Source organism: Streptomyces sp. NPDC093591 (assembly GCF_044764885.1).
Classification (GTDB): domain Bacteria; phylum Actinomycetota; class Actinomycetes; order Streptomycetales; family Streptomycetaceae; genus Streptomyces.
Genome location: NZ_JBIWIY010000007.1, coordinates 35,165 through 57,439, shown reverse-complemented (window position 1 = coordinate 57,439; position 22,275 = coordinate 35,165). Strand labels below are relative to the sequence as shown.

Annotated in this window: 16 protein-coding genes, 1 tRNA gene and 1 pseudogene; 13 read left to right on the top strand and 5 right to left on the bottom strand. The window is 70.7% G+C overall.

Annotated elements, in window-relative coordinates:
* Positions 1–12 precede the first annotated feature (12 nt).
* The 4 genes from ACIREI_RS16345 to ACIREI_RS16330 all read left to right on the top strand — a co-directional run bounded on the left by ACIREI_RS16345 (position 13) and on the right by ACIREI_RS16330 (position 5,326).
* Positions 13–969, top strand: a complete 957-nt coding sequence (locus ACIREI_RS16345) for a carbohydrate ABC transporter permease (RefSeq protein WP_403333112.1) — start codon at positions 13–15, stop codon at positions 967–969.
* The gene (locus ACIREI_RS16340; protein WP_403333109.1) at positions 966–1,838 is read left to right on the top strand and encodes a carbohydrate ABC transporter permease; all 873 of its coding nucleotides are present in this window, start codon (positions 966–968) and stop codon (positions 1,836–1,838) included. The genes ACIREI_RS16345 and ACIREI_RS16340 overlap by 4 nt, the downstream gene beginning before the upstream one ends.
* A gap of 31 nt (positions 1,839–1,869) precedes the next feature.
* Positions 1,870–2,469 (top strand): hypothetical protein, encoded by a 600-nt coding sequence (locus ACIREI_RS16335; protein WP_403333106.1) that lies wholly within the window; start codon positions 1,870–1,872, stop codon positions 2,467–2,469.
* Positions 2,470–2,590: 121 nt separating this feature from the next.
* Entirely contained in the window at positions 2,591–5,326 is a 2,736-nt protein-coding gene (locus ACIREI_RS16330) for a Tat pathway signal sequence domain protein (RefSeq protein ID WP_403333103.1), read from the top strand.
* Positions 5,327–5,397: 71 nt separating this feature from the next.
* Here ACIREI_RS16330 and ACIREI_RS16325 read toward each other — a convergent pair whose 3' ends face one another.
* Entirely contained in the window at positions 5,398–7,830 is a 2,433-nt protein-coding gene (locus tag ACIREI_RS16325; RefSeq protein WP_403333100.1) for an SCO7613 C-terminal domain-containing membrane protein, read from the bottom strand.
* A 100-nt stretch (positions 7,831–7,930) separates the two neighbouring features.
* On the opposite strand from ACIREI_RS16325, the gene ACIREI_RS16320 reads away from it, so the two are divergent.
* The gene (locus tag ACIREI_RS16320; RefSeq protein ID WP_403333097.1) at positions 7,931–8,413 is read left to right on the top strand and encodes an SRPBCC family protein; all 483 of its coding nucleotides are present in this window, start codon (positions 7,931–7,933) and stop codon (positions 8,411–8,413) included.
* Between the two features lie 39 nt (positions 8,414–8,452).
* Positions 8,453–8,524: transfer RNA gene (locus ACIREI_RS16315), tRNA-Val, on the top strand.
* A 59-nt stretch (positions 8,525–8,583) separates the two neighbouring features.
* Here ACIREI_RS16315 and ACIREI_RS16310 read toward each other — a convergent pair.
* Positions 8,584–9,312 carry a 3'-5' exonuclease gene (locus tag ACIREI_RS16310; RefSeq protein ID WP_403333094.1) on the bottom strand — a complete coding sequence of 243 codons (729 nt, stop codon included), beginning with the start codon at positions 9,310–9,312 and terminating at the stop codon, positions 8,584–8,586.
* Positions 9,313–9,480: 168 nt separating this feature from the next.
* Between ACIREI_RS16310 and ACIREI_RS16305 the strand changes: the two genes are divergently transcribed.
* From ACIREI_RS16305 to thrS, 3 genes are all read left to right on the top strand, one after another.
* Entirely contained in the window at positions 9,481–10,047 is a 567-nt protein-coding gene (locus ACIREI_RS16305) for a DUF4365 domain-containing protein (protein ID WP_403333091.1), read from the top strand.
* Complete coding sequence (locus ACIREI_RS16300) at positions 10,044–11,273, top strand: hypothetical protein (RefSeq protein ID WP_403333088.1); 1,230 nt, start codon at positions 10,044–10,046, stop codon at positions 11,271–11,273. The genes ACIREI_RS16305 and ACIREI_RS16300 overlap by 4 nt, the downstream gene beginning before the upstream one ends.
* A gap of 403 nt (positions 11,274–11,676) precedes the next feature.
* Positions 11,677–13,653, top strand: a complete 1,977-nt coding sequence (thrS, locus tag ACIREI_RS16295; protein ID WP_403333085.1) for a threonine--tRNA ligase — start codon at positions 11,677–11,679, stop codon at positions 13,651–13,653.
* 30 nt (positions 13,654–13,683) lie between these two features.
* On the opposite strand, the gene ACIREI_RS16290 is transcribed toward thrS, so the two are convergent.
* Positions 13,684–14,373: a potassium channel family protein gene (locus tag ACIREI_RS16290; protein WP_403333082.1), complete on the bottom strand. Its 690-nt coding sequence runs from the start codon at positions 14,371–14,373 to the stop codon at positions 13,684–13,686.
* A gap of 78 nt (positions 14,374–14,451) precedes the next feature.
* Between ACIREI_RS16290 and ACIREI_RS16285 the strand changes: the two genes are divergently transcribed.
* On the top strand, positions 14,452–15,012 hold the full coding sequence (locus ACIREI_RS16285; protein ID WP_403333079.1) for an HIT family protein: 561 nt from the start codon (positions 14,452–14,454) through the stop codon (positions 15,010–15,012).
* Positions 15,013–15,106: 94 nt separating this feature from the next.
* On the opposite strand, the gene ACIREI_RS16280 is transcribed toward ACIREI_RS16285, so the two are convergent.
* On the bottom strand, positions 15,107–16,768 hold the full coding sequence (locus ACIREI_RS16280; protein ID WP_403333076.1) for a hypothetical protein: 1,662 nt from the start codon (positions 16,766–16,768) through the stop codon (positions 15,107–15,109).
* Between the two features lie 205 nt (positions 16,769–16,973).
* Positions 16,974–19,172 carry an elongation factor G-like protein EF-G2 gene (locus tag ACIREI_RS16275; protein WP_403333073.1) on the bottom strand — a complete coding sequence of 733 codons (2,199 nt, stop codon included), beginning with the start codon at positions 19,170–19,172 and terminating at the stop codon, positions 16,974–16,976.
* A 217-nt stretch (positions 19,173–19,389) separates the two neighbouring features.
* On the opposite strand from ACIREI_RS16275, the pseudogene pgsA reads away from it, so the two are divergent.
* The 3 genes and pseudogenes from pgsA to ACIREI_RS16260 all read left to right on the top strand — a co-directional run bounded on the left by pgsA (position 19,390) and on the right by ACIREI_RS16260 (position 22,242).
* Positions 19,390–20,138, top strand: a pseudogene (gene pgsA, locus ACIREI_RS16270) (phosphatidylinositol phosphate synthase).
* A complete protein-coding gene (locus ACIREI_RS16265; RefSeq protein WP_403333070.1) occupies positions 20,135–21,067 on the top strand; it encodes a phosphatidylinositol mannoside acyltransferase in 933 nt (310 codons plus the stop codon). The pseudogene pgsA and the gene ACIREI_RS16265 overlap by 4 nt, the downstream one beginning before the upstream one ends.
* On the top strand, positions 21,064–22,242 hold the full coding sequence (locus tag ACIREI_RS16260; RefSeq protein WP_403333067.1) for a glycosyltransferase family 4 protein: 1,179 nt from the start codon (positions 21,064–21,066) through the stop codon (positions 22,240–22,242). The genes ACIREI_RS16265 and ACIREI_RS16260 overlap by 4 nt, the downstream gene beginning before the upstream one ends.
* Positions 22,243–22,275: the final 33 nt, after the last annotated feature.

Below are 22,275 nucleotides of genomic sequence, written 5' to 3'. Positions count from 1 at the left end.
GGACGTACCACCATGACGCTCGTCAAGGAAGCGCCCGTGCGCCCGGCGAAGAAGCGGTCCGCCGCTCCTGTCGCCGGGCGGCGCGGGCGGCGCCGCGAGAACCTCGCCGGCTACCTCTTCATGTCGCCGTGGATCGCGGGGTTCCTGCTGCTCACGGCGGGGCCGATGATCGCGTCGCTGTACTACGCGTTCACCCGGTACAACCTGTTCACGCCGCCCGAGTGGGTGGGGTTCGACAACTTCACGACGATGTTCCAGGACCCGCGCTGGCAGAAGTCGGTGGAGGTCACGCTCAAGTACGTCGTCGTGGCCACTCCACTGAAACTGCTGCTCGCGCTCGGCGTCGCGCTGCTGCTCGCTCAGAGCCGGCGCGGACAGGGTGTGTACCGGGCCGCGTTCTACATGCCCTCGCTCATCGGTGCCAGCGTCTCCGTGGGCTTCGTGTGGCGGGCGCTGTTCTCGGACGACGCGGTCGTGGACCGTGGACAGAAGATCTTCGGGCTCGACGTGGGCGGCTGGATCGGCAACCCCGACTACGTCATCTACGCGCTGGTGGCCCTGAGCATCTGGCAGTTCGGTGCGCCCATGGTCATCTTCCTGGCCGGCCTCAAGCAGGTCCCGCGGGAGCTGTACGAGGCCGCCGAGGTGGACGGGGCCGGCCCGCTCAGGCGGTTCTGGAACATCACCCTGCCGATGATCTCCCCGGTGCTGTTCTTCAACGTGCTGCTGGAGTCCATCCACGCGTTCCAGGTGTTCGGCTCCGCCTACGTCGTCTCCGACACCCGGTGCGGGCCCGCCGACGCCACGCTCGTCTACACCTGTTACCTCTACCAGAAGGGCTTCAAGGAGGCCCAGATGGGCTTCGCCTCCGCGATGGCCTGGACGCTGGTGGTCGCGGTGGCGCTCGTCACGGCGGTCCTGTTCTGGTCGCAGAAGAAGTGGGTGCACTACGAGGAGGCCGCCAAGTGACCAGTGCCACCACCCCTGTCGTACGCACCGCGAGCGAGCGGCGGCGCACCGGATCCATCGCCTGGCACCTGGGCGCGCTCGCCGTCCTCGCGGTCGTCCTGTACCCCGTGATCTGGGTCGTCGGCGCCTCGTTCAAGCCGAGCAAGGACATCATCGCCAGCCTCGACCTGCTGCCCACCGAACCGGTCTGGGCGAACTTCTCCGGGCTCGCCGACGGTATCTCCGGCATCTCCATCAGCAGCTTCTTCATGAACTCGCTGATGTACGCGGTGCTCGCGGTGGCCGGTGTCGTGGTGTCCAGCTCGCTGACCGCCTACGCCTTCGCCAAGATCCGGTTCGCCGGGCGGAACCTGCTGTTCACGCTGATGATCGGCACGCTGCTGCTGCCGTACCACGTGCTGCTCATCCCGCAGTACGTGCTCTTCCGCAACCTCGAGCTCACCGACACCCTGGTGCCGCTCGTGGCGGGCAAGTTCCTGGCCACGGAGGCGTTCTTCGTCTTCCTGATGGTGCAGTTCATGCGCGGTCTGCCGCGCGAGCTGGACGAGGCCGCCAAGCTCGACGGCTGCGGGCACCTGAGGACGTACTGGTCCATCGTGCTGCCGCTGACCCGCCCCGCCCTCATCACCAGCGCCATCTTCACCTTCATCAACGCCTGGAACGACTTCATGGGCCCGTTGATCTACCTCAACACCCCCGAGAAGTACACCGTTTCGCTCGGCCTGATGATGTTCCGCGACCAGGAGGGCATCTCCAACTACGGCAGCATGATCGCGATGTCGCTGGTGGCGCTGATCCCGGTCATCGCCTTCTTCATGGCCTTCCAGCGCTACCTCATCGACGGCATGGCGACGTCCGGACTGAAGTGAGAACCGAAGTGAAAGGGCTGAGGCGGTCACCATGGCGCAAGCACGCGTGAAGGCCCGCTCCCCGCGCCGGGAGTCCGTGTTCGGTGAGCGCTTCGCGGTCTTCGCCGAGGCGCTGCTCACCGGCGTGTGGATCGCCGTGGCCTGTCTCGGGGTCGTCACCTACCCCGCGGCCTTCGCCGCCGGCGCGCGGCATCTGCGGCGGCGTACCCGTCATGAGGGCGGTGGCTGGCGGGAGTTCGTCGCGGACTTCCGGGCGGCCCTGCGCGGCGGGTGGGCCGTCGGGCTCGCCGGCTGGGCGGCCGCCGCGGCGGTCTGGGTGGACGTCCAGGCCGCGCGGGCCGGGATTCCCGGTGGGCCGTTCGTCGGGGCGGTGGGAATCTTCGCCCTGATCGGGCTGGTCGTGGCCCTGCTGCGGGCGGCGGCCGTCTGGACGCCGGGCGCCTCCTGGCGGGCGCTGCTCGCGGACGCCGGGCGCCGGACCGTGCTCGACCCCGCCGGGTCCTTCCTGCTCGTCGGCGGGCTGGGCGTCGTAGCCCTGTCGGCCGCGTTCATCGCACCGCTGGCGGTCCCCGTCCTGGGGGCCGTCGCGGCGGCCGCCGTCGCCGTGGAGGAGCGGTACCGGCACCGCTGAGAGGCGGTGCCCAGGCACGCGGGCGGCGGTGCCCGCGCACAAGGTCGGTGCCTCTGGGCGCCGCACCTCTCTCTGTCATGCCCCTGTCCACCCCCTTGCATCCCGCACGGAAGGAAAGGCCATGTCCCCGATCCCCCGCAGGTCCATCCTCAAGGCGGCCGCCGTCGCCGGCGCCGCCGCGCAGTTCAGCTGGGCACTGGGAGCCAAGGACGCGCAGGCCGCGCCGAGAGCCGCCGACGCCGATGCCGACCCCGTGACCCTCGACTGGCTGGAGGACGGCGGCCTCGGTGCCGCGCCCGGCTCCACCGTGGGTGTGCCGTGGCCGAAGGGCGCGTACCAGGAGGACCAGACCTTCGCGCTGACGGACGCGGACGGCAAGTCCGTGCCCGTGCAGTCCTGGCCGATCGCCTACTGGCCCGACGGCTCCCTCAAGTGGACGGCCCACGCCGTCAGTTCGGGCACCGGCAAGCTCACCCTCGCCGCAGGCGAGGCCGCCGTACCGGACAAGAAGGTCACCGTCGACAAGAGCGGCGGCACCATCGACGTCTCGACCGGCGTCATCACGGCGAAGATCGGCAAGTCCGGCGCCACGATCATCAAGTCGGTCACCCGCGGCTCCACCGAGATCGCCAGGAACGGCCGGCTCGTGCTCATCCGCCAGCCCGAGATCGAGGACGAGGACCAGGGCGCGGTCAAGACCGAGCGCTTCGACGGCGCCATCTCAGACGTCACCGTCGAGCAGGAGGGCCCGGTCCGCGCGGTCGTCAAGATCGACGGCAAGCACCGCAAGGGCAGCCGCAGCTGGCTCCCCTTCTCCATCCGGCTCTACTTCTACGCGGGCGCCGACTCCTTCCGCATGGTGCACACCATCACCTACGACGGCACCCAGGAGCCGGGCAAGGCCGGCGGCGACTTCATCCGCGGCATCGGCGTGCGCTTCACCGTGCCGATGCGGGACCAGTCGTACGACCGCCACATCCGCATCGGCGGCGAGGGCACCGGCATGCTCCGCGAGGCCGTCAAGGGCATCACCGGACTGCGCCGCGACCCGGGGGCGGCCGTGCAGGCGGCGCAGTTCGCGGGGCAGAAGCTGCCCGACCCGGCCACCTGGGACCAGCGGGTCACGACCCGGCTCCAGTACATCCCCGAGTGGGGCGACTACACCCTCTCCCAGCTGTCCGCCGACGGTTTCACCCTGCGCAAGAGGACCAAGAAGGGCCACGGCTGGATCGGCGCCGGAGGCGGCAAGCGGGCGTCCGGCTTCGGGTACGTCGGTGGCGTCAGCGGCGGATTCTCCTTCGGGCTGCGGGACTTCTGGGAGAAGTTCCCCGCCCAGCTGGACATCCGCGACGCCCACACCGACGCGGCCGAGGTCACCATGTGGCTCTGGTCGCCCGAGGCACAGCCCATGGACCTGCGCTTCTACCACGACGGCATGGGCCAGGACACCTACCCCGAGCAGCTCGAAGGCCTCAACATCACCTACGAGGACTACGAGCCGGAGTTCGGCACGCCGTACGGCATCGCCCGCACCTCCGAACTCCTCTTCTGGGCCAACGAGTCGACCCCGAGCGCGGAGAAACTCGCCCAGCAGGTCGAGGCCGTACGGGTGCTGCCGCAGCTCGCCGCCCCGCCCAAGCAGCTCATCAAGGCCAAGGTCTTCGGCCCGGGCCTGTACTCCGAGCCGGACCGCTCCACGCCCGCCAAGGCCAAGATCGAGGACCACCTCGACTTCCTCTTCACCTACTACAAGGACCAGGTGGAGATGCGCCGTTGGTACGGCTTCTGGGACTACGGCGACATCATGCACACCTACGACACCGTCAGGCACCAGTGGCGGTACGACATCGGCGGCTACGCCTGGGACAACTCCGAGCTCTCGCCGGACCTGTGGCTGTGGTTCGCGTATCTGCGCTCCGGCCGTGCGGACATCTTCCGGTTCGCGGAGGCGATGACCCGGCACACCGGCGAGGTCGACGTCTACCACCTCGGGCAATGGGCCGGGCTCGGCACCCGGCACGGCGTCCAGCACTACGCCGACAGCGCCAAGCAGCAGCGCATCGCCAACACGACGTATCGCCGCTACTACTACTTCCTCACCGCCGACGAGCGGGTCGGCGACCTCATGCACGCCAACGTCGACTCCGACGAGACGTTCCTCGTCCTCGACCCGATCCGCAAGATCCGCACCGAGCCGTACACGCCCGACCGGCACGCGCTGTCCATCGGCTTCGGCACGGACTGGAGCGGGCTGGTGTCGGCGTGGCTGACGGAGTGGGAGCGCAAGGGACCCAAGTGGGAGAAGGCCAAGGCGCGCGTCCTGTCGACCATGGAGACGATCGCCGCCCAGCCCAACGGCTTCGTGCAGGGGACCGGGCTCTACGACCTCGACACGGGCAAGTTCGCCATCGCCGACAAGCCGGTGGTCGGTGTCTCGCACCTGTCCGCCGTGTTCGGCCTCAACGAACTGTGCGCCGAACTCATCGACCTCGTCGACATGCCGAAGTTCAACGAGGCGTACTTCGACTACTGCCGCTACTTCAACGCGACGAAGGCGGAGCAGGCGGCACGCTACGGCTCCAACTTCGGCACGCTGCTGCTCTTCCAGGGCCACTCGCGCCTCGACGCGTACGCCGCCGTGAAGACGGGGGACGAGAAGCTCGCCAAGCGGGCGTGGGAGAAGTTCTACAACTCCGACGGGTACAAGGAGTCTGCGCCCTGGCGGACGGAGAAGCTGAGCGGGCCGGACGCGTTGGTGCCGGGCAGTGAGGCGGCATGGGTGTCCACCAACGACACCGCGCTGTATGGGCTTGCCGCCATCGAGAACCTTGCGCTGTTGGGGGATCGCATGCCGTAGGAGGCGGTGTGTGGGGAACTGCGGGTCCGTTGTGGTTGGTCGCGCAGTTCCCCGCGCCCCTTGACGGCGTTTCAGCGCATGGTGCCCAAGAAGTCCCGCATCCTGCGGGCGTCCCTGAGACGTTGCTCGTACGTCGCCCCGAGGGCGAGCAGCATCAGGCCGGCCAGGGCGGGCGGTGCCCAGCGGGGGAGGGCACCGGTCACCTGGGCGATGTACGGGGCGAGTTCGTGCAGGGCGTCCAGGGCGAGGACCGTGCCGCCGAGCAGCAGGGGCGCCTTGAGGTGGTGTCCGGCGCCCAGCAGGGTGAGTGCCAGGGCCCCGAGGCCCAGCAGCAGGGGGCGCGTCCAGTGCGGGTCGCTCCAGGCCGCGAGGAGGCTCGGGACCAGGGTGGCGGCGAGTCCGGGGCCGTACGCGGTCCAGGACGAGGTCTGCGGATCGCGGCGCCTGCGGAGTGCGCCGACGAGCAGGGCCGGCACGGTGACCGGCAGCGTGTACGCCTCGGGCGTTCCGATGTCCCAGGCCGCCAGGCGCACCCAGGTGGCCAGGACGAAGAGCGCGGCGCAGGCGTGGCCGACGGGGCGCCGGTCGGTGCGGACCGCGGTACCGGCGGTGATCACCCCGCACAGCGCCAGGACCAGGGCGAGCATCGGCAGGTCGGCCGAGGCCGCTGCCAGTGCGATGGCGAGCAGTCCGGCGAGCGCGCCGGCGATCTCGACCGGGACCGTTGTCGGGGAGGACCCGAGCCGTGCCGCGAGCAAGGCCGCCGTCACCGGGACCGTCAGGACCAGCAGCGCGGTGTACTGCGGCTGCCACTCGGCCGCGGCTCCTGTCGCGCCGGCGAGCAGGGCGGCGTACGCGCAGGCGGTCGGGGCCGTGACCGGGGCGAGGTGCGGCTTGCGGGAGGCGGTCGCGAACAGTGCCGTGAGAGCGCAGAGCACGGTGAGGGTGGCGGGCTCGGCGGTCAGGGAGAGGAAGGCAAGGGTGAGTGAGGTGAGGAGGGCGAGGACCGTGACGGTCGGGCGCGGGGTGGGGAAGCCGAAGGCGGAGGGTGTGGCCGGCTGAGGGGACGGTTCCTTCCGCGGGCGCTCGGACGGGCGCATCCACGCGGCTGCCGCGAGGGCAACGGCCGTCGTGATTGCGAAGATCACCAGGCCTGCCGCGTACGGGACTTCGAGCGCCGCCGGAAGCACCAGCGCCGTCGCCCACGCCAGCACCAGCACACCGGTCAGGGCTCGAGGCCGCCAGACCGTGTCCCGCGCCGCGAGGACCAGGACGACGGCGACGACCGCCAGGACGACGGGCACCGTTTCCGCGTGGGGCGGCCACGGCATGGACACCGTCACGGCCTCACGTACGTCACCCGGCGCCCCGGACCACACCTGCTCCGCCCACGCGACGGGGCCCAGCAGCGTGATCCCCAGCAGGGGCAGTGTCCAGAGCAGGGCGAGTCCCTGTACGGCGACGGAGGCCCGAGTCAGCCCGTGCCGTACCGACATCGGCAGGCGGTCCACCCGTACCGCCGCCAACAGAGCGATCCCGCACACCAGATACGCCGGAACCGTCCACGCGTCCGGCAGCACCGAGCGGGCCGTGCCGCCGGTCGCGGCGACCGTGAGGAGGCCAGCGGTGACGGCGAGCCCCGCGGCCTGCTTCTCGGCGGCCTGCTGCCACGCCGCCGCCAGCGCGATGCCCGCCGCGAGGAGGAGGAGCACCGCCGCACGGGCGGCGGCGCTCGGGCCGGTGGCCGTCCAGGACAGCCAGCCGGCGGCCCACACGCCCCACGCGCCCATGCCGTACGCACCGGTCACCGCGGTGATCCGTACGGACTTCGCGGGCACCCGGAGCGCCACACCCGTGTCGAACCCGGCCGTCACGAGCACGGCGGCCGTGATCCCGTACAGGCCCGCGTCGGCCGCCACCGCCCAGAGAACCAGGGGCAGTTGGGCCGTGGCCAGGGCGGCGGGCAGGGGCAGACGCAGCGCGGAGGTGCGCGGCAGCAGGCCGTACGCCGCCCACAGGGCCGCCAGTACCGCCGAGGCGGCCGCGACGTAGCCCGTGGCGTCCGCGTCGGCCAGCGCGACCTCGTGCAGCGCGTACGCGTCGAGCGCGGTCAGCGCGAGCCCGAGGCCCGCCACCGACTCGGCCGTCGACCGCAGCCCGTGCTTCAGTAGCGGCACCGGCGCGGCGAGCACCGCCACGGTGATCCCGCCGAGCACCAGGGCCCGCCCGGTGATCCCCATATGTCCCCAGCTGACCAGCGTGAACGCCATCGCGGCGATGGTGAGCAGGACACCGCCGAGCACCAGCAGCACGTTCTGGACCCGGGGTGCCGAGGCCTCGAGCTGCCGGGGTGCGCCCGGGGCCGAGGCCGGCTCGGCCGCCGCTCGGAGGGCCGCGACCAGCCAGGCACGGCGGTGCAGCAACTGGGCCCGGCGGGCGTCCAGTTGGTGCAGCTCGAAGTCGAGGAGCCGCAGCTCCTCGGCCGGTGGCGGAAGGTGAGTCATGCCTGGAGTGTGGTCCGCGTCACGCCGTACGGCATGAGTGCACGTACTCAGAACGTACTCAGGTACGGGAAAAACTGCTGCACAGGGGCAGACTCGGCCCATGGACTGGAGCCACTACCGCTTCCGCAGCCTGTGGGCCTTGCCCGCACCGCCCGCCACCGTCTACGGCCTGCTGGAACAGGCCGAGGACTACCCCCGCTGGTGGCCACAGGTGCGCGAGGTGATCAAACTCAGTGACACCACCGGTGTGGTCACGATCCGCTCCGTCCTGCCGTACGACATGGTCTTCACCGCGCGTGAGGTGCGGCGGGACCCGGAGGCCGGAGTGCTGGAGATCGCCATGTCCGGTGACATCGACGGCTGGGCGCGCTGGACCGTCACCTCGGACGGCGGCGGGAGCGTCGCCCGCTACGACCAGGTGGTCGATGTGAACAAGCCGCTGCTGCGGCGCTTCGCGGTGCCGGGGCGGCCGGTCTTCCGCGCCAACCACTGGATGATGATGCGGGCCGGACGGCGAGGGCTGGTGGCGCACTTGGCCGGTGGCCGTCCCGGCGGTCGTGAAGGTGGTCATCAAGCGGTTTGAAGGAAACGCGCGGGGACCTGTATTGTTCAGTGCGTTCCCGGGCGATTAGCTCAGTGGGAGAGCGCTTCGTTCACACCGAAGAGGTCACTGGTTCGAACCCAGTATCGCCCACCGGGAAGGGCCGGTCCGCAACAGCGGACCGGCTTTTTTGTACGCCTTGCCTCGCGTACCTAGGCGGCTGCCGCCGGCAGGTCCGGCCGCAGTGGCCACGCCGGGTCCACCGCCTCCTCGCTGCCGCTGCGGGCGAACCACGCCTGCAACCCGCGTGCCTGTGCCGCGTGCCACACCGCCTGCAGCGTGTGCAACTCGGCGGGGGACAGCCGCTCGAGCCGGGCAGCGAAACGGCGCCCCACCGCCCGGACCACCTCCAGCGAGGCCAACGCGTCGGCCGCCGCGTCGTGCGCACCGTCCAGGGTGACGCCGTAATGCGCGCACAGGTCGGTCAGGGTGCGGCGGCCCTTGCGATAGCGGTCCAGATGCTTGTCCAGGACGCGCGGATCGAGCACCAGCAGGGGCGTCGTCTCGAACCACTGGTCCAGCGACGAGGCGCGATGGCGGCGCAACTCGCGGTCCAGCAGCGTCAGATCGAACGGCGCGTTCATCACCACGATCGGCCGGGCCGCCGTGGCCTGTCCGGCCAGTTCCTCGGCTATCTCATGCATCACCGGCGCCGGCCAGCGGCCGTTGCGCTGGAGATGCTCCTCCGTCAGTCCGTGCACCGCCGTCGCCGCCTCCGGCACCGGCACGCCCGGGTTCACCAGCCACCGGGTCACCCGCGGCCGGGTGCCCGGGGCGTCCTGGACGACGACGGCCGCCGAAACGATCCGGTCGGTCTCGACGTCCACGCCTGTCGTCTCCGTGTCGAATGCCGCCAGCGGGCCCTCATACCAGCACGCCATATCCACACAACCCCTCGTTCACCCACGGCAGCTGACGCACCGTCTTCTGCCCGTTTGGTGATACCCGGGCCGTTTGCGCCGTACGCCGGAAGGACACAACAGGAGTGCGGGTCCGTGCAGTTCAGCGGCCCGGCACGGGGATTCACCTGGCGTGGAAGGCTGTTCGTCATGGCGATAGCGCAGCCCGAGCGGGGCGGGCTGCTGCCCGAGCGAACGGGCACCCATCGCGGTTCACTCGCCACCACCGCCTGCATGGAGACACTGCAGGTGGGATATCTGCACGCCGTCGCGGCGGCCGCCGGGTGCTCGCTGTCGCAGCCGTTCCCGGACAACGGCATCGACTGGCACGTCAGCCACAGCGCGCCCGGCCACACGGTCGACGACGAGGTCACCATCAAGGTGCAGCTCAAGGCCACCTACCAGATCGCGCCGAACCCGCCCGGCCGGTTCTTCTCCTTCACGCTCGACAACGACCACCTGGCGAAGCTCGCCCGCACACCGGTCTCGGTACACAAGATCCTGGTCGTGATGCTCGTCCCGCGGACCCAGGACGACTGGCTGCGCGCCAGCCACGACCGGCTCGATCTGCGGCACTGCTGCTACTGGGTCAACCTGGCCGGCCACGCGATCACCGGCAGACGCCGGACCAGCGTGCGGATACCGACCTCACGCATCTTCGACGACCGGGCCCTCTGCGAGATCATGACGCGGGTCGGGACGGGAGGCAGACCATGACGCACCGCCCCCTGGAGGAACCGGTACGGCCAGTGCGGCCGCACCCGGTCGACGCGTCCTGGGACCGTCCCCCCGAGCCCGGCGAGGTCGACCCCGCCGTGCTCGGCGCCCTGCTGCACCGGCACGGCTGGCAGCGGCGCGGGGGAGCGGCGGGGCGCTACGGCCGCTGGACCCCGCCCGGGCCCGGCGGCAACGGCACGAGTCTGCTCGTCCCCGAGTCCCGTGCCTTTCCCGACAGCGACGACCTGCTCGGGGAGGCGCTCGTCGCCCTCTCCCGCAGCGGCATGCCCTCCGCGCGCGAGGTGCTGATCGGGCTCGCGGTGCCCAGCGACGAGGTCCGCTGGTGGCGGGACGCGCCGAGCGGGCCGGCCGGGGCCGCGCCCTGGACCGTCGAGGAGGAACTGCGCACCGCCGCCCGCCAGATGCTCCTCGCCGCGGCGCTCGCCACACGCGCGCGTGCCGGCTACTACGGCGCCCGGCACCGCCGCTCCGCCGCCGCGATGCTGGAGAGCGTCCTCGTCGGCTCCGCGCCCGGCGGCCGCGGCCTCACCGCCTTCGTGCCCGTCGGCACGGGCCGCCCGCTCGCCGTACGCCTCCACCAGGCCCTGTACGCCGCCCGCGAGGCCATCGACTACCAGCGGGCCACCGGTGGCATGGACGCCTTCGACAGCGCCGTCGAGGCAGGCGTCAGCCGCGAGCTCACCGAGGCGCTGATCGCCCTGGTGCGCGGTACGGAGGGCGCGCGCATCGCTGTCGAGTGGGCGCCCGCGGCCGGGGTGCCGGCGGACTGCGCGGCCGGCGTCGAGCCCGTCGAGTTCTCGCCGGGCGACCTGCCCGCGCTGCGCGAGGCCGGGGCCCGCTATCTGCGCGAGGAGCCGTCCGTGCCGGTGCGGATCACCGGTGCCGTCGTACGCATGCGCAGGTCGGGGCCGCGCGGGGAGGGCACCGTACGGCTGCGTGTCCTCGCCGGCGCCGAGATTCCGCACATCCGGCTGACGCTGGACGAGGAGGCGTACCGCATCGCCGGGCACGCGCACCTCGTCGGACTGCCGGTACGGGTGCACGGACGGCTGGAGAGCCGGGGCGGCTTCCGCAAGGTCACGGGGGCCTCCGGGGTCGTACCGGTGCAGGTGGACGAGGCGGAGCGGGACCGGCTGATGAAGTCGCTGCAGGAGGACCTGGACTTTTTCGAGGAGGCTTGTGGCGGGGAGGACGGCGGGGACTGACGGGAGCGGGCTCGGCGAGGACGGTTGCAGGGCGAGGCCTTGCAGCTGGGGTGACGAATGTTTGGCTCGGTCGCCTACGGGGCGCCATATGCCTTCGGTTCCCTCGCGGCCGGTGTCGTGGGGACAGTGACCGTTGGTGGGCCGTGGCTCGGCGTTGGTGTGGGCTGGTTGGCTCGGGGCCCTGTGCCGGCTGCGGTTCGGCAGCGCCCTGAAGGGGCGCGGGGAACTGCGCGATCAGCCACGACGACGCTGCAGACGACCGGCGGCCTCATGACGGCACTCCCAGCGGAGCGCCGAGCGCTCACGTGACCGTTTCGCGGTCGGCCGTCCGGGGTCGGTACGATCGCGTAATGCGCGCGCTCCTGGTATGGCGCCGCACCCCACCTTCAGTCAGGAGAGACCGGTGTCAGACGTCCGTGTGATCATCCAACGCGATTCCGAGCGGGAAGAACGCGTGGTGACGACGGGCACTACGGCCGCCGACCTCTTCGCCGGCGAGCGCTCGATCATCGCCGCGCGCGTGGGCGGCGAGCTCAGGGACCTGTCGTACGTGCTCTCCGACGGCGAGGAGGTCGAGGGCGTCGAGATCTCCTCCGAGGACGGTCTCAACATCCTGCGTCACTCCACCGCGCACGTGATGGCGCAGGCCGTGCAGGAGCTCTTCCCCGAGGCCAAGCTGGGCATCGGCCCGCCCGTCAAGGACGGCTTCTACTACGACTTCGACGTCGAGAAGCCGTTCACGCCCGAGGATCTCAAGGCCATCGAGAAGAAGATGCAGGAGATCCAGAAGCGGGGGCAGAAGTTCGCCCGCCGTGTCGTGAGCGACGACGCCGCCCGCGAGGAGCTCGCCGCCGAGCCCTACAAGCTGGAGCTGATCGGCCTCAAGGGCGCCGCCTCCTCCGACGACGGCGCGGACGTCGAGGTCGGCGCCGGCGAGCTGACGATCTACGACAACCTGGACGCCAAGACCGGCGACCTGTGCTGGAAGGACCTCTGCCGCGGTCCCCACTTGCCGTCGACCCGCGCGATCCCGGCGTTCAAGCTGATGCGCAACGCGGCCGCCTACTGGCGCGGCAGCGAGAAGAACCCCATGCTCCAGCGCATCTACGGCACCGCCTGGCCGTCCAAGGACGAGCTCAAGGGCTACCTCGACTTCCTCGCCGAGGCCGAGAAGCGCGACCACCGCAAGCTGGGCAACGAGCTCGACCTCTTCTCCATCCCGGAGCAGATCGGCTCCGGCCTCGCCGTCTTCCACCCCAAGGGCGGCATCGTCCGCCGGGTCATGGAGGACTACTCGCGGCGCCGCCACGAGGAAGAGGGCTACGAGTTCGTCTACACCCCGCACGCGACGAAGGGGAAGCTCTTCGAGACGTCCGGGCACCTGGACTGGTATGCCGAGGGCATGTACCCGCCCATGCAGCTCGACGAGGGCGTGGACTACTACCTCAAGCCCATGAACTGCCCGATGCACAACCTGATCTTCGACGCGCGCGGCCGCTCGTACCGTGAACTGCCGCTGCGCCTCTTCGAGTTCGGAACCGTGTACCGGTACGAGAAGTCGGGCGTCGTGCACGGCCTCACCCGCGCGCGTGGCTTCACGCAGGACGACGCGCACATCTACTGCACCCGCGAGCAGATGTCGGAGGAGCTCGACAAGACGCTCACCTTCGTCCTCGGCCTGCTGCGCGACTACGGCCTGACCGACTTCTACCTGGAGCTCTCCACCAAGGACCCGGAGAAGTTCGTCGGCTCCGACGAGGTCTGGGAGGAGGCGACCGAGACACTGCGCCAGGTCGCCGAGAAGCAGGGCCTGCCCCTGGTCCCGGACCCGGGCGGCGCCGCCTTCTACGGCCCGAAGATCTCCGTCCAGACCAAGGACGCCATCGGCCGCACCTGGCAGATGTCGACCATCCAGCTCGACTTCAACCTGCCGGAGCGCTTCGACCTGGAGTACACCTCGGCGGACGGCTCCAAGCAGCGCCCGGTCATGATCCACCGCGCGCTGTTCGGATCGATCGAGCGGTTCTTCGCGGTGCTCCTTGAGCACTACGCGGGCGCCTTCCCCGCGTGGCTGGCCCCGGTCCAGGCGATCGGCATCCCGATCGGCGACGGGCACGTGGACTACCTGGAGAAGTTCGCCGCGGCCGCCAAGAAGAAGGGCCTGCGCGTCGAGGTCGACTCCTCCTCCGACCGCATGCAGAAGAAGATCCGCAACGCCCAGAAGCAGAAGGTGCCCTTCATGGTCATCGCGGGCGACGAGGACATGGCCAACAACGCCGTCTCCTTCCGCTACCGCGACGGCTCGCAGGAGAACGGCATCCCGTTCGACGAGGCCATCGCGAAGATCGCGAAGGTGGTCGAGGAGCGGACGCAGGTCTGACGCTCGTACATGACGAAGGCCCTCGGGAGTTCAGCTTCCCGAGGGCCTTTCGTCGTTCCCATGGCCGTCTTTCCTGCGGTCGTCTTCCCCGCGGGAGAAGGCCTGCAGGAGCCACGAGGCGAACGTGCCGGTCACGGCGCCGAGCAGGCCCAGCCCGACCGCCATGATTCCGACGGCGATCACCCGCCCGCGTGACGTGACGGGAGTGATGTCGCCGTAGCCGACCGTGGCGAGGGTCGAGCACGTCCACCACACGGCGTCCCCGAAGCTCCGCATCGTCGTGCCCGGCGCCCCGCGTTCGTGCTGGTAGACGGCCAGGGCGCCCGTGAAGCCCAGCAGCAGGGTGGACAGCCCGGCGTACACGATCACGCGCGCGTGCAGGGAGAGCCGGGGCCGTCCGTGCCGGCGCTGGACAGCCTCGTACAACTTCACGACCCGCAGCGGCCGCAACAGCGGCAGCACCAGCACCACGGTGTCCAACAGGTGAGTCCGTACGAAGCCCAGGCGCTGCCCGCTGAGCCGCCAGCAGACGGCGTAGTCGACGGCGAACAGCGTCCAGGCGGCGAAGGTCAGCGCGAGGCAGAGGTCGAGCACGGCCGGCGGCAGGTGACCATGGCCCAGCACCCGGACCGCGTACGAGGCGAGAAAGATCAGCGACGCCACGAAGAGCGCGACCTCGGTGTGCCGCCGCCAGCGGGCCGTACGGCTGTCATCGTCCACCGGCCCAGCTTGGCCCGGGGCAATCGGGTGCGCGCCCCGGCGACACGCCGCGAACGGACGAAGCCATATGCTGCACGCATGACGAGTGAGCCGGAGCAGCAGTGGGGAGTGGGGATCCAGGACGCGTTCCAGCGCCTGTGGACGCCCCATCGGATGGCCTACATCCAGGGTGAGAACAAGCCGACCGGCCCCGGAGCCGACGACGGTTGCCCCTTCTGCTCCATCCCGGCCAAGTCCGACGAGGACGGGCTGATCGTCAGGCGCGGTGAGCAGGTGTACGCGGTCCTCAACCTGTACCCGTACAACGGCGGCCACCTCATGGTCGTGCCCTACCGCCACGTCGCCGACTACACCGACCTCACCGAGCCCGAGACCATCGAGCTCGCCGCCCTGACCAAGCAGGCGATGACGGCCCTGCGCACCGCCTCCGGTTCCCACGGCTTCAACATCGGCATGAACCAGGGCTCGGTCGCCGGCGCGGGCATCGCGGCCCACCTCCACCAGCACATCGTCCCGCGCTGGGGCGGCGACACGAATTTCATGCCGGTCGTGGGCCACACACGGGTGCTGCCGCAGCTGCTGGCGGACACCCGCAAGATGCTGGCGGAGGCGTGGCCAACCAGCCGGTCCGGCGTTTGAGGACGAGGCCCGTTCAGGGCCGAAGCGGGGGTCTGGGGGCGCAGCCCCCAGGCACGCTCACCCAGACCCACTCACCCGCTCAACCGCCGGAGGCCTACGCGTCGTAGACGTCGGCCTTCCGCGGCGCCGCATCCTGCACAGCCGTACTCAGGAACGCCGAGCGCGTACCGAACTTCTCCGTGTCCACGCCGTTCTCGTCCAGCACCTTGATCGCCGCTGCATGCACCACCCGCAGCACCGGCGTGGCGGCGCGCAGCGCGTCGTCGGCCATGAAGCGGTGCCGCCAGGGCTGATCCGCCCACGCGTGCCGGAGCCCGAACGGCTCGGGCAGGCCTATCGTGCCGCCCAGCCAGTTCAGCAGCGGCGGATACCAGGAGATCGGGGCCCGGACCGCCAGCCGGACCACCTCGTCGCTGTTCACCAGCGGAAGCTTGATCTTGCGCGTCTCCCACGGCTTCAGCGACTTGGCGACCTCCTTGGTCGGCGCCTCGGGCTTCTCCTGGAAGAGCCCGTTCACCGGGCCGAGGGCATGCCCGGTGACCTCGATGCGCAACGTCTCGTGCAGCACGGTCACCGTGATCAGCATGGTGATGATCAACTGCCCGTCCCACAGCGTCCACTGGACGCCCAGGTAGTGCCGGTCACCGCTGCCGAACTGCTGCTTGTTGCAGATGTCCTGTATCGCGTGCTGCTTGACCTGGTACGCCTCGACGTCCGTGCCCTCCGGCCGGGACACCGCCTTCGCGCCCTCGGCGATCGGCGTGACGACCCAGTGCCGTATCGAAGGCTTGGGAAAACCACCGGTGTTCAGCGGACCGCGCTCCAGCATGCGCAACTGGTCGTGGATCGAGCGGATGACGTCCCAGCTGCGGAAGGGGTGGATCTCCCGAGTGGGGTCGGCCGGAGAAAGGTTCTCGGCCAACTGCCAGCTGCCCCACCGGGTTCCCATGCCGAGTATCCCCTTGGGCCCGGCGTAGAACACGGAGTTGGACTGCTGCTCGGCGCTGAGCTTGGCGAGCGACTGCCGCAGCTGCTCGGCCTGGGTCTCGGTGGGGCTGGTCGGCACCGCCTCCGGCACCTTCGCGCCGACGCTGCTGCCGGCCAGCAGGCTGTCCCACCGCTCCCGCAGATCCCTCGCGGTGCGCTCGCAGACCTGCTTGGCCCAGAACCAGCCGACCACCGGCATGACCACACAGGCACGCGCGTACCACGCCCAGAACCCGCCGAACGGCATCCGGATCAGGAAGATCACGGCCAGCGCGCCCGCCGCGACGAGCAGCACGGAGGCCAGCGCACCGCCCCGCTTCTCGTTCGCCTTGCCGATGGTGGTGCGCAGTTGGAAGATCAGCAGCCACACCAGCAGGCCGGGCAGGAAGAGCACACCGCACAGGACCGTGATGGCGCTGAGCAGCCGGTCGCGGGCCTTGCGGATGTTGTTGGCGGCCAGACAGTGCTCGACGACGACCTGCGGCTCGGTGCCGAAGGACTGGATCAGCGGCTTGCGGCCGCTGCCGAGCATGCGGTCGACGACGGCACGTGAGAAGGCCTCACCCAGGTTGGGCCGGAAGATCCTGGCCCATGCGCGGCCTTCCTTGACGTCGGTCTGGTGCCATTCGTTGTCGGCCTTCTTGATGTCCTGAAACGGATTGTCCCGATAGGCCGCCGAGGCCAGCGCGAACGTCGCCGTCTGTCCCTCGCCGGCCGTGCGCGGCACCTGCGGACCGAAGATGTCCGCGTAACCGCTCTCAACGGTCATTCCCGCCCCCGATCGCCGCACTGTCGCTTCTGCGGCCTTCCCGACTTCCGTACTCCGCACACCTGTTGATCAATGATCAGCGTATCCCCCGCCACCGACAACCGTCGGCGGACGGCCCAATGCCGCCCGCCGACGCGGAGGGGAGCGTTCCGCAAGAGCCGTTCGTCAGCGCCGGGCGCCGACTACGGCCAGTACCGGGCGCCGACTACGAGGCGTCGCGCGCCTCTTCCCGAATCCTTTCCGCGACCTGGGGCGGCATCGGCTCGTGCCGCGCGTACGAGCGGTTGAAGCGTGCGGTGCCGTGCGACAGCGACCTCAGATCGACGGCGTACCGGCCGATCTCGATCTCGGGCACCTCGGCCTTGATGAGCGTGCGGCCACCGCTGGTCTGCTCGGTGCCGAGGACGCGGCCGCGTCGCCCGGACAGGTCGCTCATCACGGCGCCGACGTACTCGTCGCCGACGAGGACGGACACCTCGGCCACCGGCTCCAGCAGATGGATCTTCGTGTCGGCCGCCGCCTCGCGCAGCGCGAGCGCGCCGGCCGTCTGGAACGCGGCGTCGGAGGAGTCCACCGAGTGCGCCTTGCCGTCGAGCAGGGTGACCCGGATGTCGACGAGCGGATGCCCGGCCGCAACTCCCTTGGCCGCCTGGGCCCTTACGCCCTTCTCCACGGACGGGATGAACTGCCGCGGCACCGCGCCGCCGACGACCTTGTCCACGAACTCGATGCCCGAGCCGCCCGGCAGCGGCTCCACCTCGATCTCGCAGATCGCGTACTGCCCGTGCCCACCGGACTGCTTCACATGCCGGCCGCGGCCCGCCGCCTTGTTCGCGAACGTCTCGCGCAGGGAGACCTTGTGCGGCACGACGTCGACCTGGACGCCGTAGCGGCTGCGCAGCCGTTCGAGGGCGACGTCCGCGTGCGCCTCGCCCAGGCACCACAGCACCACCTGGTGGGTGTTCTGGTTCTGTTCGAGCCGCATGGTCGGGTCCTCGGCGACCAGCCGGGACAGCCCTTGTGACAGCTTGTCCTCGTCCGCCTTGCTGTGCGCCTGGATGGCGAGCGGCAGCAGCGGGTCGGGCATCTGCCAGGGCTCCATCAGGAGCGGGTCGTCCTTGGCGGACAGCGTGTCACCGGTCTCGGCGCGGCTGAGTTTCGCCACACAGGCCAGGTCGCCCGCGATGGCGTGGGTGAGCGTCCGCTGCTGTTTGCCGAAGGGCGCGGACAGGGCGCCGATCCGCTCGTCGACGTCGTGGTCCTCGTGCCCGCGGTCGGCCAGCCCGTGCCCGGAGACATGGACCGTCTCGTCGGGGTGCAGGGTGCCGGAGAAGACGCGCACCATCGACACGCGGCCGACGTACGGGTCGGACGCCGTCTTCACGACCTCCGCGACCAGCGGCCCGTCCGGATCGCACGACTTCAGCTCGCGCGGTTTGCCGTCGACCGTGGTGACCCGCGGCGCCTCGCGCTCCAGCGGTGTCGGGAAGCCCCGCGTGATCAGCTCCAGCACCTCGACCGTGCCCAGCCCCTGCCGGGCACCGTCGGCGGCCGGGGCGGCGGCCAGGACGGGGAAGAACGTGCCGCGCGCGACGGCTCGCTCCAAGTCCTCGATCAGCGTCTTGACGTCGATCTGCTCGCCGCCCAGATACCGGTCCATGAGGGTCTCGTCCTCGCTCTCCGCGATGATCCCCTCGATCAGCCTGTTGCGGGCCTCCTCGATCTGAGGCAGCTGGTCCTCGCCAGGCTCGGACCCCTTGCGTTCCCCGGAGGAGTAGTCGAACAGCTGCTGCGACAGCAGCCCGATCAGACCCGTCACGGGCGCGTGCCCGTCCGGGGCCTGCGGGCCGTGCAACGGCAGATACAGCGGGAGCACGGCGTCGGGGTCGTCCCCGCCGAAGGCCTCCGCGCAGATCCGCGTCATCTCCTCGTAGTCGGCCCTGGCGGCCTCCAGGTGCGTGACGACGATCGCGCGCGGCATGCCGACGGCCGCGCACTCCTCCCACACCATGCGGGTCGAGCCGTCCACGCCGTCCGAGGCGGAGACGACGAAGAGGGCCGCGTCCGCCGCGCGCAGACCGGCCCTGAGTTCCCCGACGAAGTCGGCGTATCCGGGGGTGTCCAGAAGGTTGACCTTGATGCCGTCCCATTCGACCGGCACCAGGGAGAGCTGCACCGAGCGCTGCTGCCGGTGCTCGATCTCGTCGTAGTCGGAGACGGTGCCGCCGTCCTCCACGCGGCCCGCCCGGTTCACCGCCCCCGCGGTGAGCGCGAGAGCCTCCACCAGAGTCGTCTTGCCGGATCCGCTGTGGCCGACCAGCACCACATTCCGTACGGACGCGGGGTGGTCGGCCGCTGTAGCCCTGCCGGCGGCTCCGGGGTGTGCGTTCGCCTTGTCGCCCATGATCCTGCCTCCCGTGCACGGTGAGGTCACTGTGGGCGCGGACATGCGGATCCGCGTGCGAGGCGGCTCCGGTGACGCCCGCGGTCCTTCGAGCTTTCCACTCCCGTCACGGTGCGTCCATACGGCGGACGCGATCGCGCCGTCCGGCACCGGTGGACCGGCCCGTCCGAGCCGGGTACGAGTGCCCGGCGGTCGCCCGCACGCGCGCGTGGCTACGATGGGCCAGCCGGTGGCCAGCAGGGGCCCCACGGCGCCACACCGACCCTCGGGAAGGCCATGCTGAACAAGTACGCGCGTGCATTCTTCACGCGTGTCCTCACACCGTTCGCCGCGTTTCTGATCCGGCGGGGCGTGAGCCCCGACACGGTCACGCTCATCGGCACGGCCGGTGTGGTCGCGGGCGCGCTGGTCTTCTACCCCAGGGGCGAGTTCTTCTGGGGCACGGTCGTGATCACGCTGTTCGTGTTCTCCGACCTCGTCGACGGAAACATGGCCCGCCAGCTCGGCCGCTCCAGCCGCTGGGGCGCCTTCCTGGACTCCACGCTCGACCGGGTCGCCGACGGCGCGATCTTCGGCGGCTTCATCCTCTGGTACGCCGGTGGGGGCGACGACCTCGTCCTGTGCGCCGTCTCGATCTTCTGTCTGGCCAGCGGCCAGGTGGTGTCGTACACGAAGGCCCGCGGCGAGTCGATCGGCCTGCCGGTCGCGGTCAACGGCCTCGTCGAGCGGGCCGAGCGCCTGGTGATCTCGCTGGTCGCGGCCGGTCTCGCGGGCCTGCACAAGTTCGGGGTACCCGGTATCCAGTACCTGCTGCCCGTCGCCCTGTGGATCGTCGCCGTCGGCAGCCTCGTCACGCTGATCCAGCGGGTCGTCACGGTTCGCCGCGAGTCGGCGGAGGCGGAGGCGGCGACCGCACAGGACGACGAGTCGCAGAGCGCCTCTCAAGGGAGCGAGGCAGCCAAGTGAGTGCCCAGGAGCGCCTCACGGACGCGCTGTACGGCCTCGGCTGGGGCACCGTCAAGAAGCTCCCCGAGCCGGTCGCCGTGCGGCTCGGCCGCACCATCGCCGACCTCGCCTGGAAGCAGCGGGGCAAGGGCGTGCGGCGGCTGGAGAGCAACTACGCGCGCGTGGTGCCCGACGCGAGCCCGCAGCGCCTCGCCGAGCTCTCGCGCGCGGGCATGCGGTCGTACCTGCGCTACTGGATGGAGTCCTTCCGGCTCCCAGCGTGGAGCGCCGAGCGCGTCAAGGGCGGCTTCGAGCCCAAGGACCTGCACTACCTGACCGACGGCCTGGCCGCCGGAAACGGCGTGGTACTCGCCCTGCCGCACCTGGCCAACTGGGACCTCGCGGGCGCCTGGGTCACCACCAAGCTGGAAACCCCCTTCACCACGGTCGCCGAGCGCCTCAAGCCCGAGACGCTCTACGACCGCTTCGTCGCCTACCGCGAGGGCCTCGGCATGGAGGTCCTGCCGCACAGCGGCGGCACCGCCTTCGGCACGCTGGCCCGCAGGCTGCGCGACGGCGGCCTGGTCTGCCTGGTCGCGGACCGTGACCTGTCGGCGTCCGGCGTCGAGGTCGAGTTCTTCGGCGACACGGCCCGCATGCCCGCCGGCCCGGCGCTGCTCGCCCAGCAGACCGGGGCGCTGCTGCTCCCCGTCACGCTCTGGTACGACGGCTCCCCGGTCATGCGGGGACAGATCCATCCGCCGATCGAGGTGCCCGAGACAGGTAGCCGGGCCGAGAAGACGTCTGTCATGACACAGGCGCTGGCCGACGCCTTCGCCACGGGGATCGCCGAACATCCGGAGGACTGGCACATGCTCCAGCGCTTGTGGCTCGCCGACCTGGAACCACGACCATCCGCCGCCGACGGCCGGGACGGGGAGCGTCCGTGAGGATCGGCATCGTCTGCCCGTACTCCTGGGACGTGCCGGGTGGCGTCCAGTTCCACATCCGTGACCTCGCCGAGTACTTCATCCGGCTCGGCCACGAGGTGTCCGTCCTGGCCCCGGCCGACGACGACACCCCGCTCCCGCCGTACGTGGTCTCGGCGGGCCGTGCCGTCCCGGTGCCGTACAACGGCTCGGTCGCCCGCCTGAACTTCGGCTTCCTCTCTGCGGCCCGCGTGCGCCGCTGGCTGCACGACGGCGAGTTCGACGTGGTGCACATCCACGAGCCGGCCTCACCCTCGCTCGGCCTGCTGACCTGCTGGGCGGCACAGGGCCCGATGGTCGCCACGTTCCACACCTCCAACCCCCGGTCCAAGGCGATGATCGCCGCGTACTCGATCCTCCAGGCGGCCCTGGAGAAGATCAGCGCCCGGATCGCGGTGAGCGAGTACGCCCGCCGCACGCTGGTCGAACACCTGGGCGGCGACGCGGTGGTCATCCCCAACGGCGTCGACGTCGAGTTCTTCGCCAAGGCCGAGCCCAACCCCGAGTGGCAGGGCGACACGATCGGCTTCATCGGCCGCATCGACGAGCCCCGCAAGGGCCTGCCGGTGCTGATGAGGGCCCTGCCCAAGATCCTCGCCGCCCGCCCGCAGACCAGGCTGCTGGTGGCGGGCCGGGGCGACGAGGAGGAGGCGGTCGAGTCGCTGCCCAAGGAGCTCCGCTCCCGCGTCGAGTTCCTCGGCATGATCAGCGACGAGGACAAGGCCCGCTTCCTGCGCAGCGTCGACCTGTACGTCGCCCCCAACACCGGCGGCGAGAGCTTCGGGATCATCCTGGTCGAGGCGATGTCGGCCGGCGCCCCGGTTCTCGCCTCGGATCTGGACGCCTTCGCCCAGGTCCTCGACCAGGGGGCGGCGGGCGAACTCTTCACCAACGAGGACGCGGACGCCCTGGCCGAGTCGGCGGTCCGTCTCCTGGAGGACCCGGCCCGAAGAGCGGAGCTGCGGGAGCGGGGGAGCGAGCATGTACGCCGCTTCGACTGGTCCACGGTTGGTGCCGACATCCTTTCGGTGTACGAGACGGTGACGGCGGGGGCGGCGGCGGTGGCCGCGGATGAGCGGGCCGGAGGCGGCGGCGGGAGCGGCCTGCGGGCACGACTGGGGTTGGCGCGGGACTGAAGGCACGTGACGGCTCTCGGCGCCGGACGGGGG

Coding starts and splice junctions, on each gene's coding strand:
- ACIREI_RS16285 (WP_403333079.1), top strand. CDS start 14,452: ATGACGAGTGAGCCGGAGCAGCAGTGGGGAGTGGGGATCCAGGACGCG.
- ACIREI_RS16345 (WP_403333112.1), top strand. CDS start 13: ATGACGCTCGTCAAGGAAGCGCCCGTGCGCCCGGCGAAGAAGCGGTCC.
- ACIREI_RS16335 (WP_403333106.1), top strand. CDS start 1,870: ATGGCGCAAGCACGCGTGAAGGCCCGCTCCCCGCGCCGGGAGTCCGTG.
- ACIREI_RS16305 (WP_403333091.1), top strand. CDS start 9,481: ATGGCGATAGCGCAGCCCGAGCGGGGCGGGCTGCTGCCCGAGCGAACG.
- ACIREI_RS16330 (WP_403333103.1), top strand. CDS start 2,591: ATGTCCCCGATCCCCCGCAGGTCCATCCTCAAGGCGGCCGCCGTCGCC.
- ACIREI_RS16300 (WP_403333088.1), top strand. CDS start 10,044: ATGACGCACCGCCCCCTGGAGGAACCGGTACGGCCAGTGCGGCCGCAC.
- ACIREI_RS16310 (WP_403333094.1), bottom strand. CDS start 9,312: ATGGCGTGCTGGTATGAGGGCCCGCTGGCGGCATTCGACACGGAGACG.
- ACIREI_RS16320 (WP_403333097.1), top strand. CDS start 7,931: ATGGACTGGAGCCACTACCGCTTCCGCAGCCTGTGGGCCTTGCCCGCA.
- ACIREI_RS16325 (WP_403333100.1), bottom strand. CDS start 7,830: ATGACTCACCTTCCGCCACCGGCCGAGGAGCTGCGGCTCCTCGACTTC.
- ACIREI_RS16280 (WP_403333076.1), bottom strand. CDS start 16,768: ATGACCGTTGAGAGCGGTTACGCGGACATCTTCGGTCCGCAGGTGCCG.
- ACIREI_RS16275 (WP_403333073.1), bottom strand. CDS start 19,172: ATGGGCGACAAGGCGAACGCACACCCCGGAGCCGCCGGCAGGGCTACA.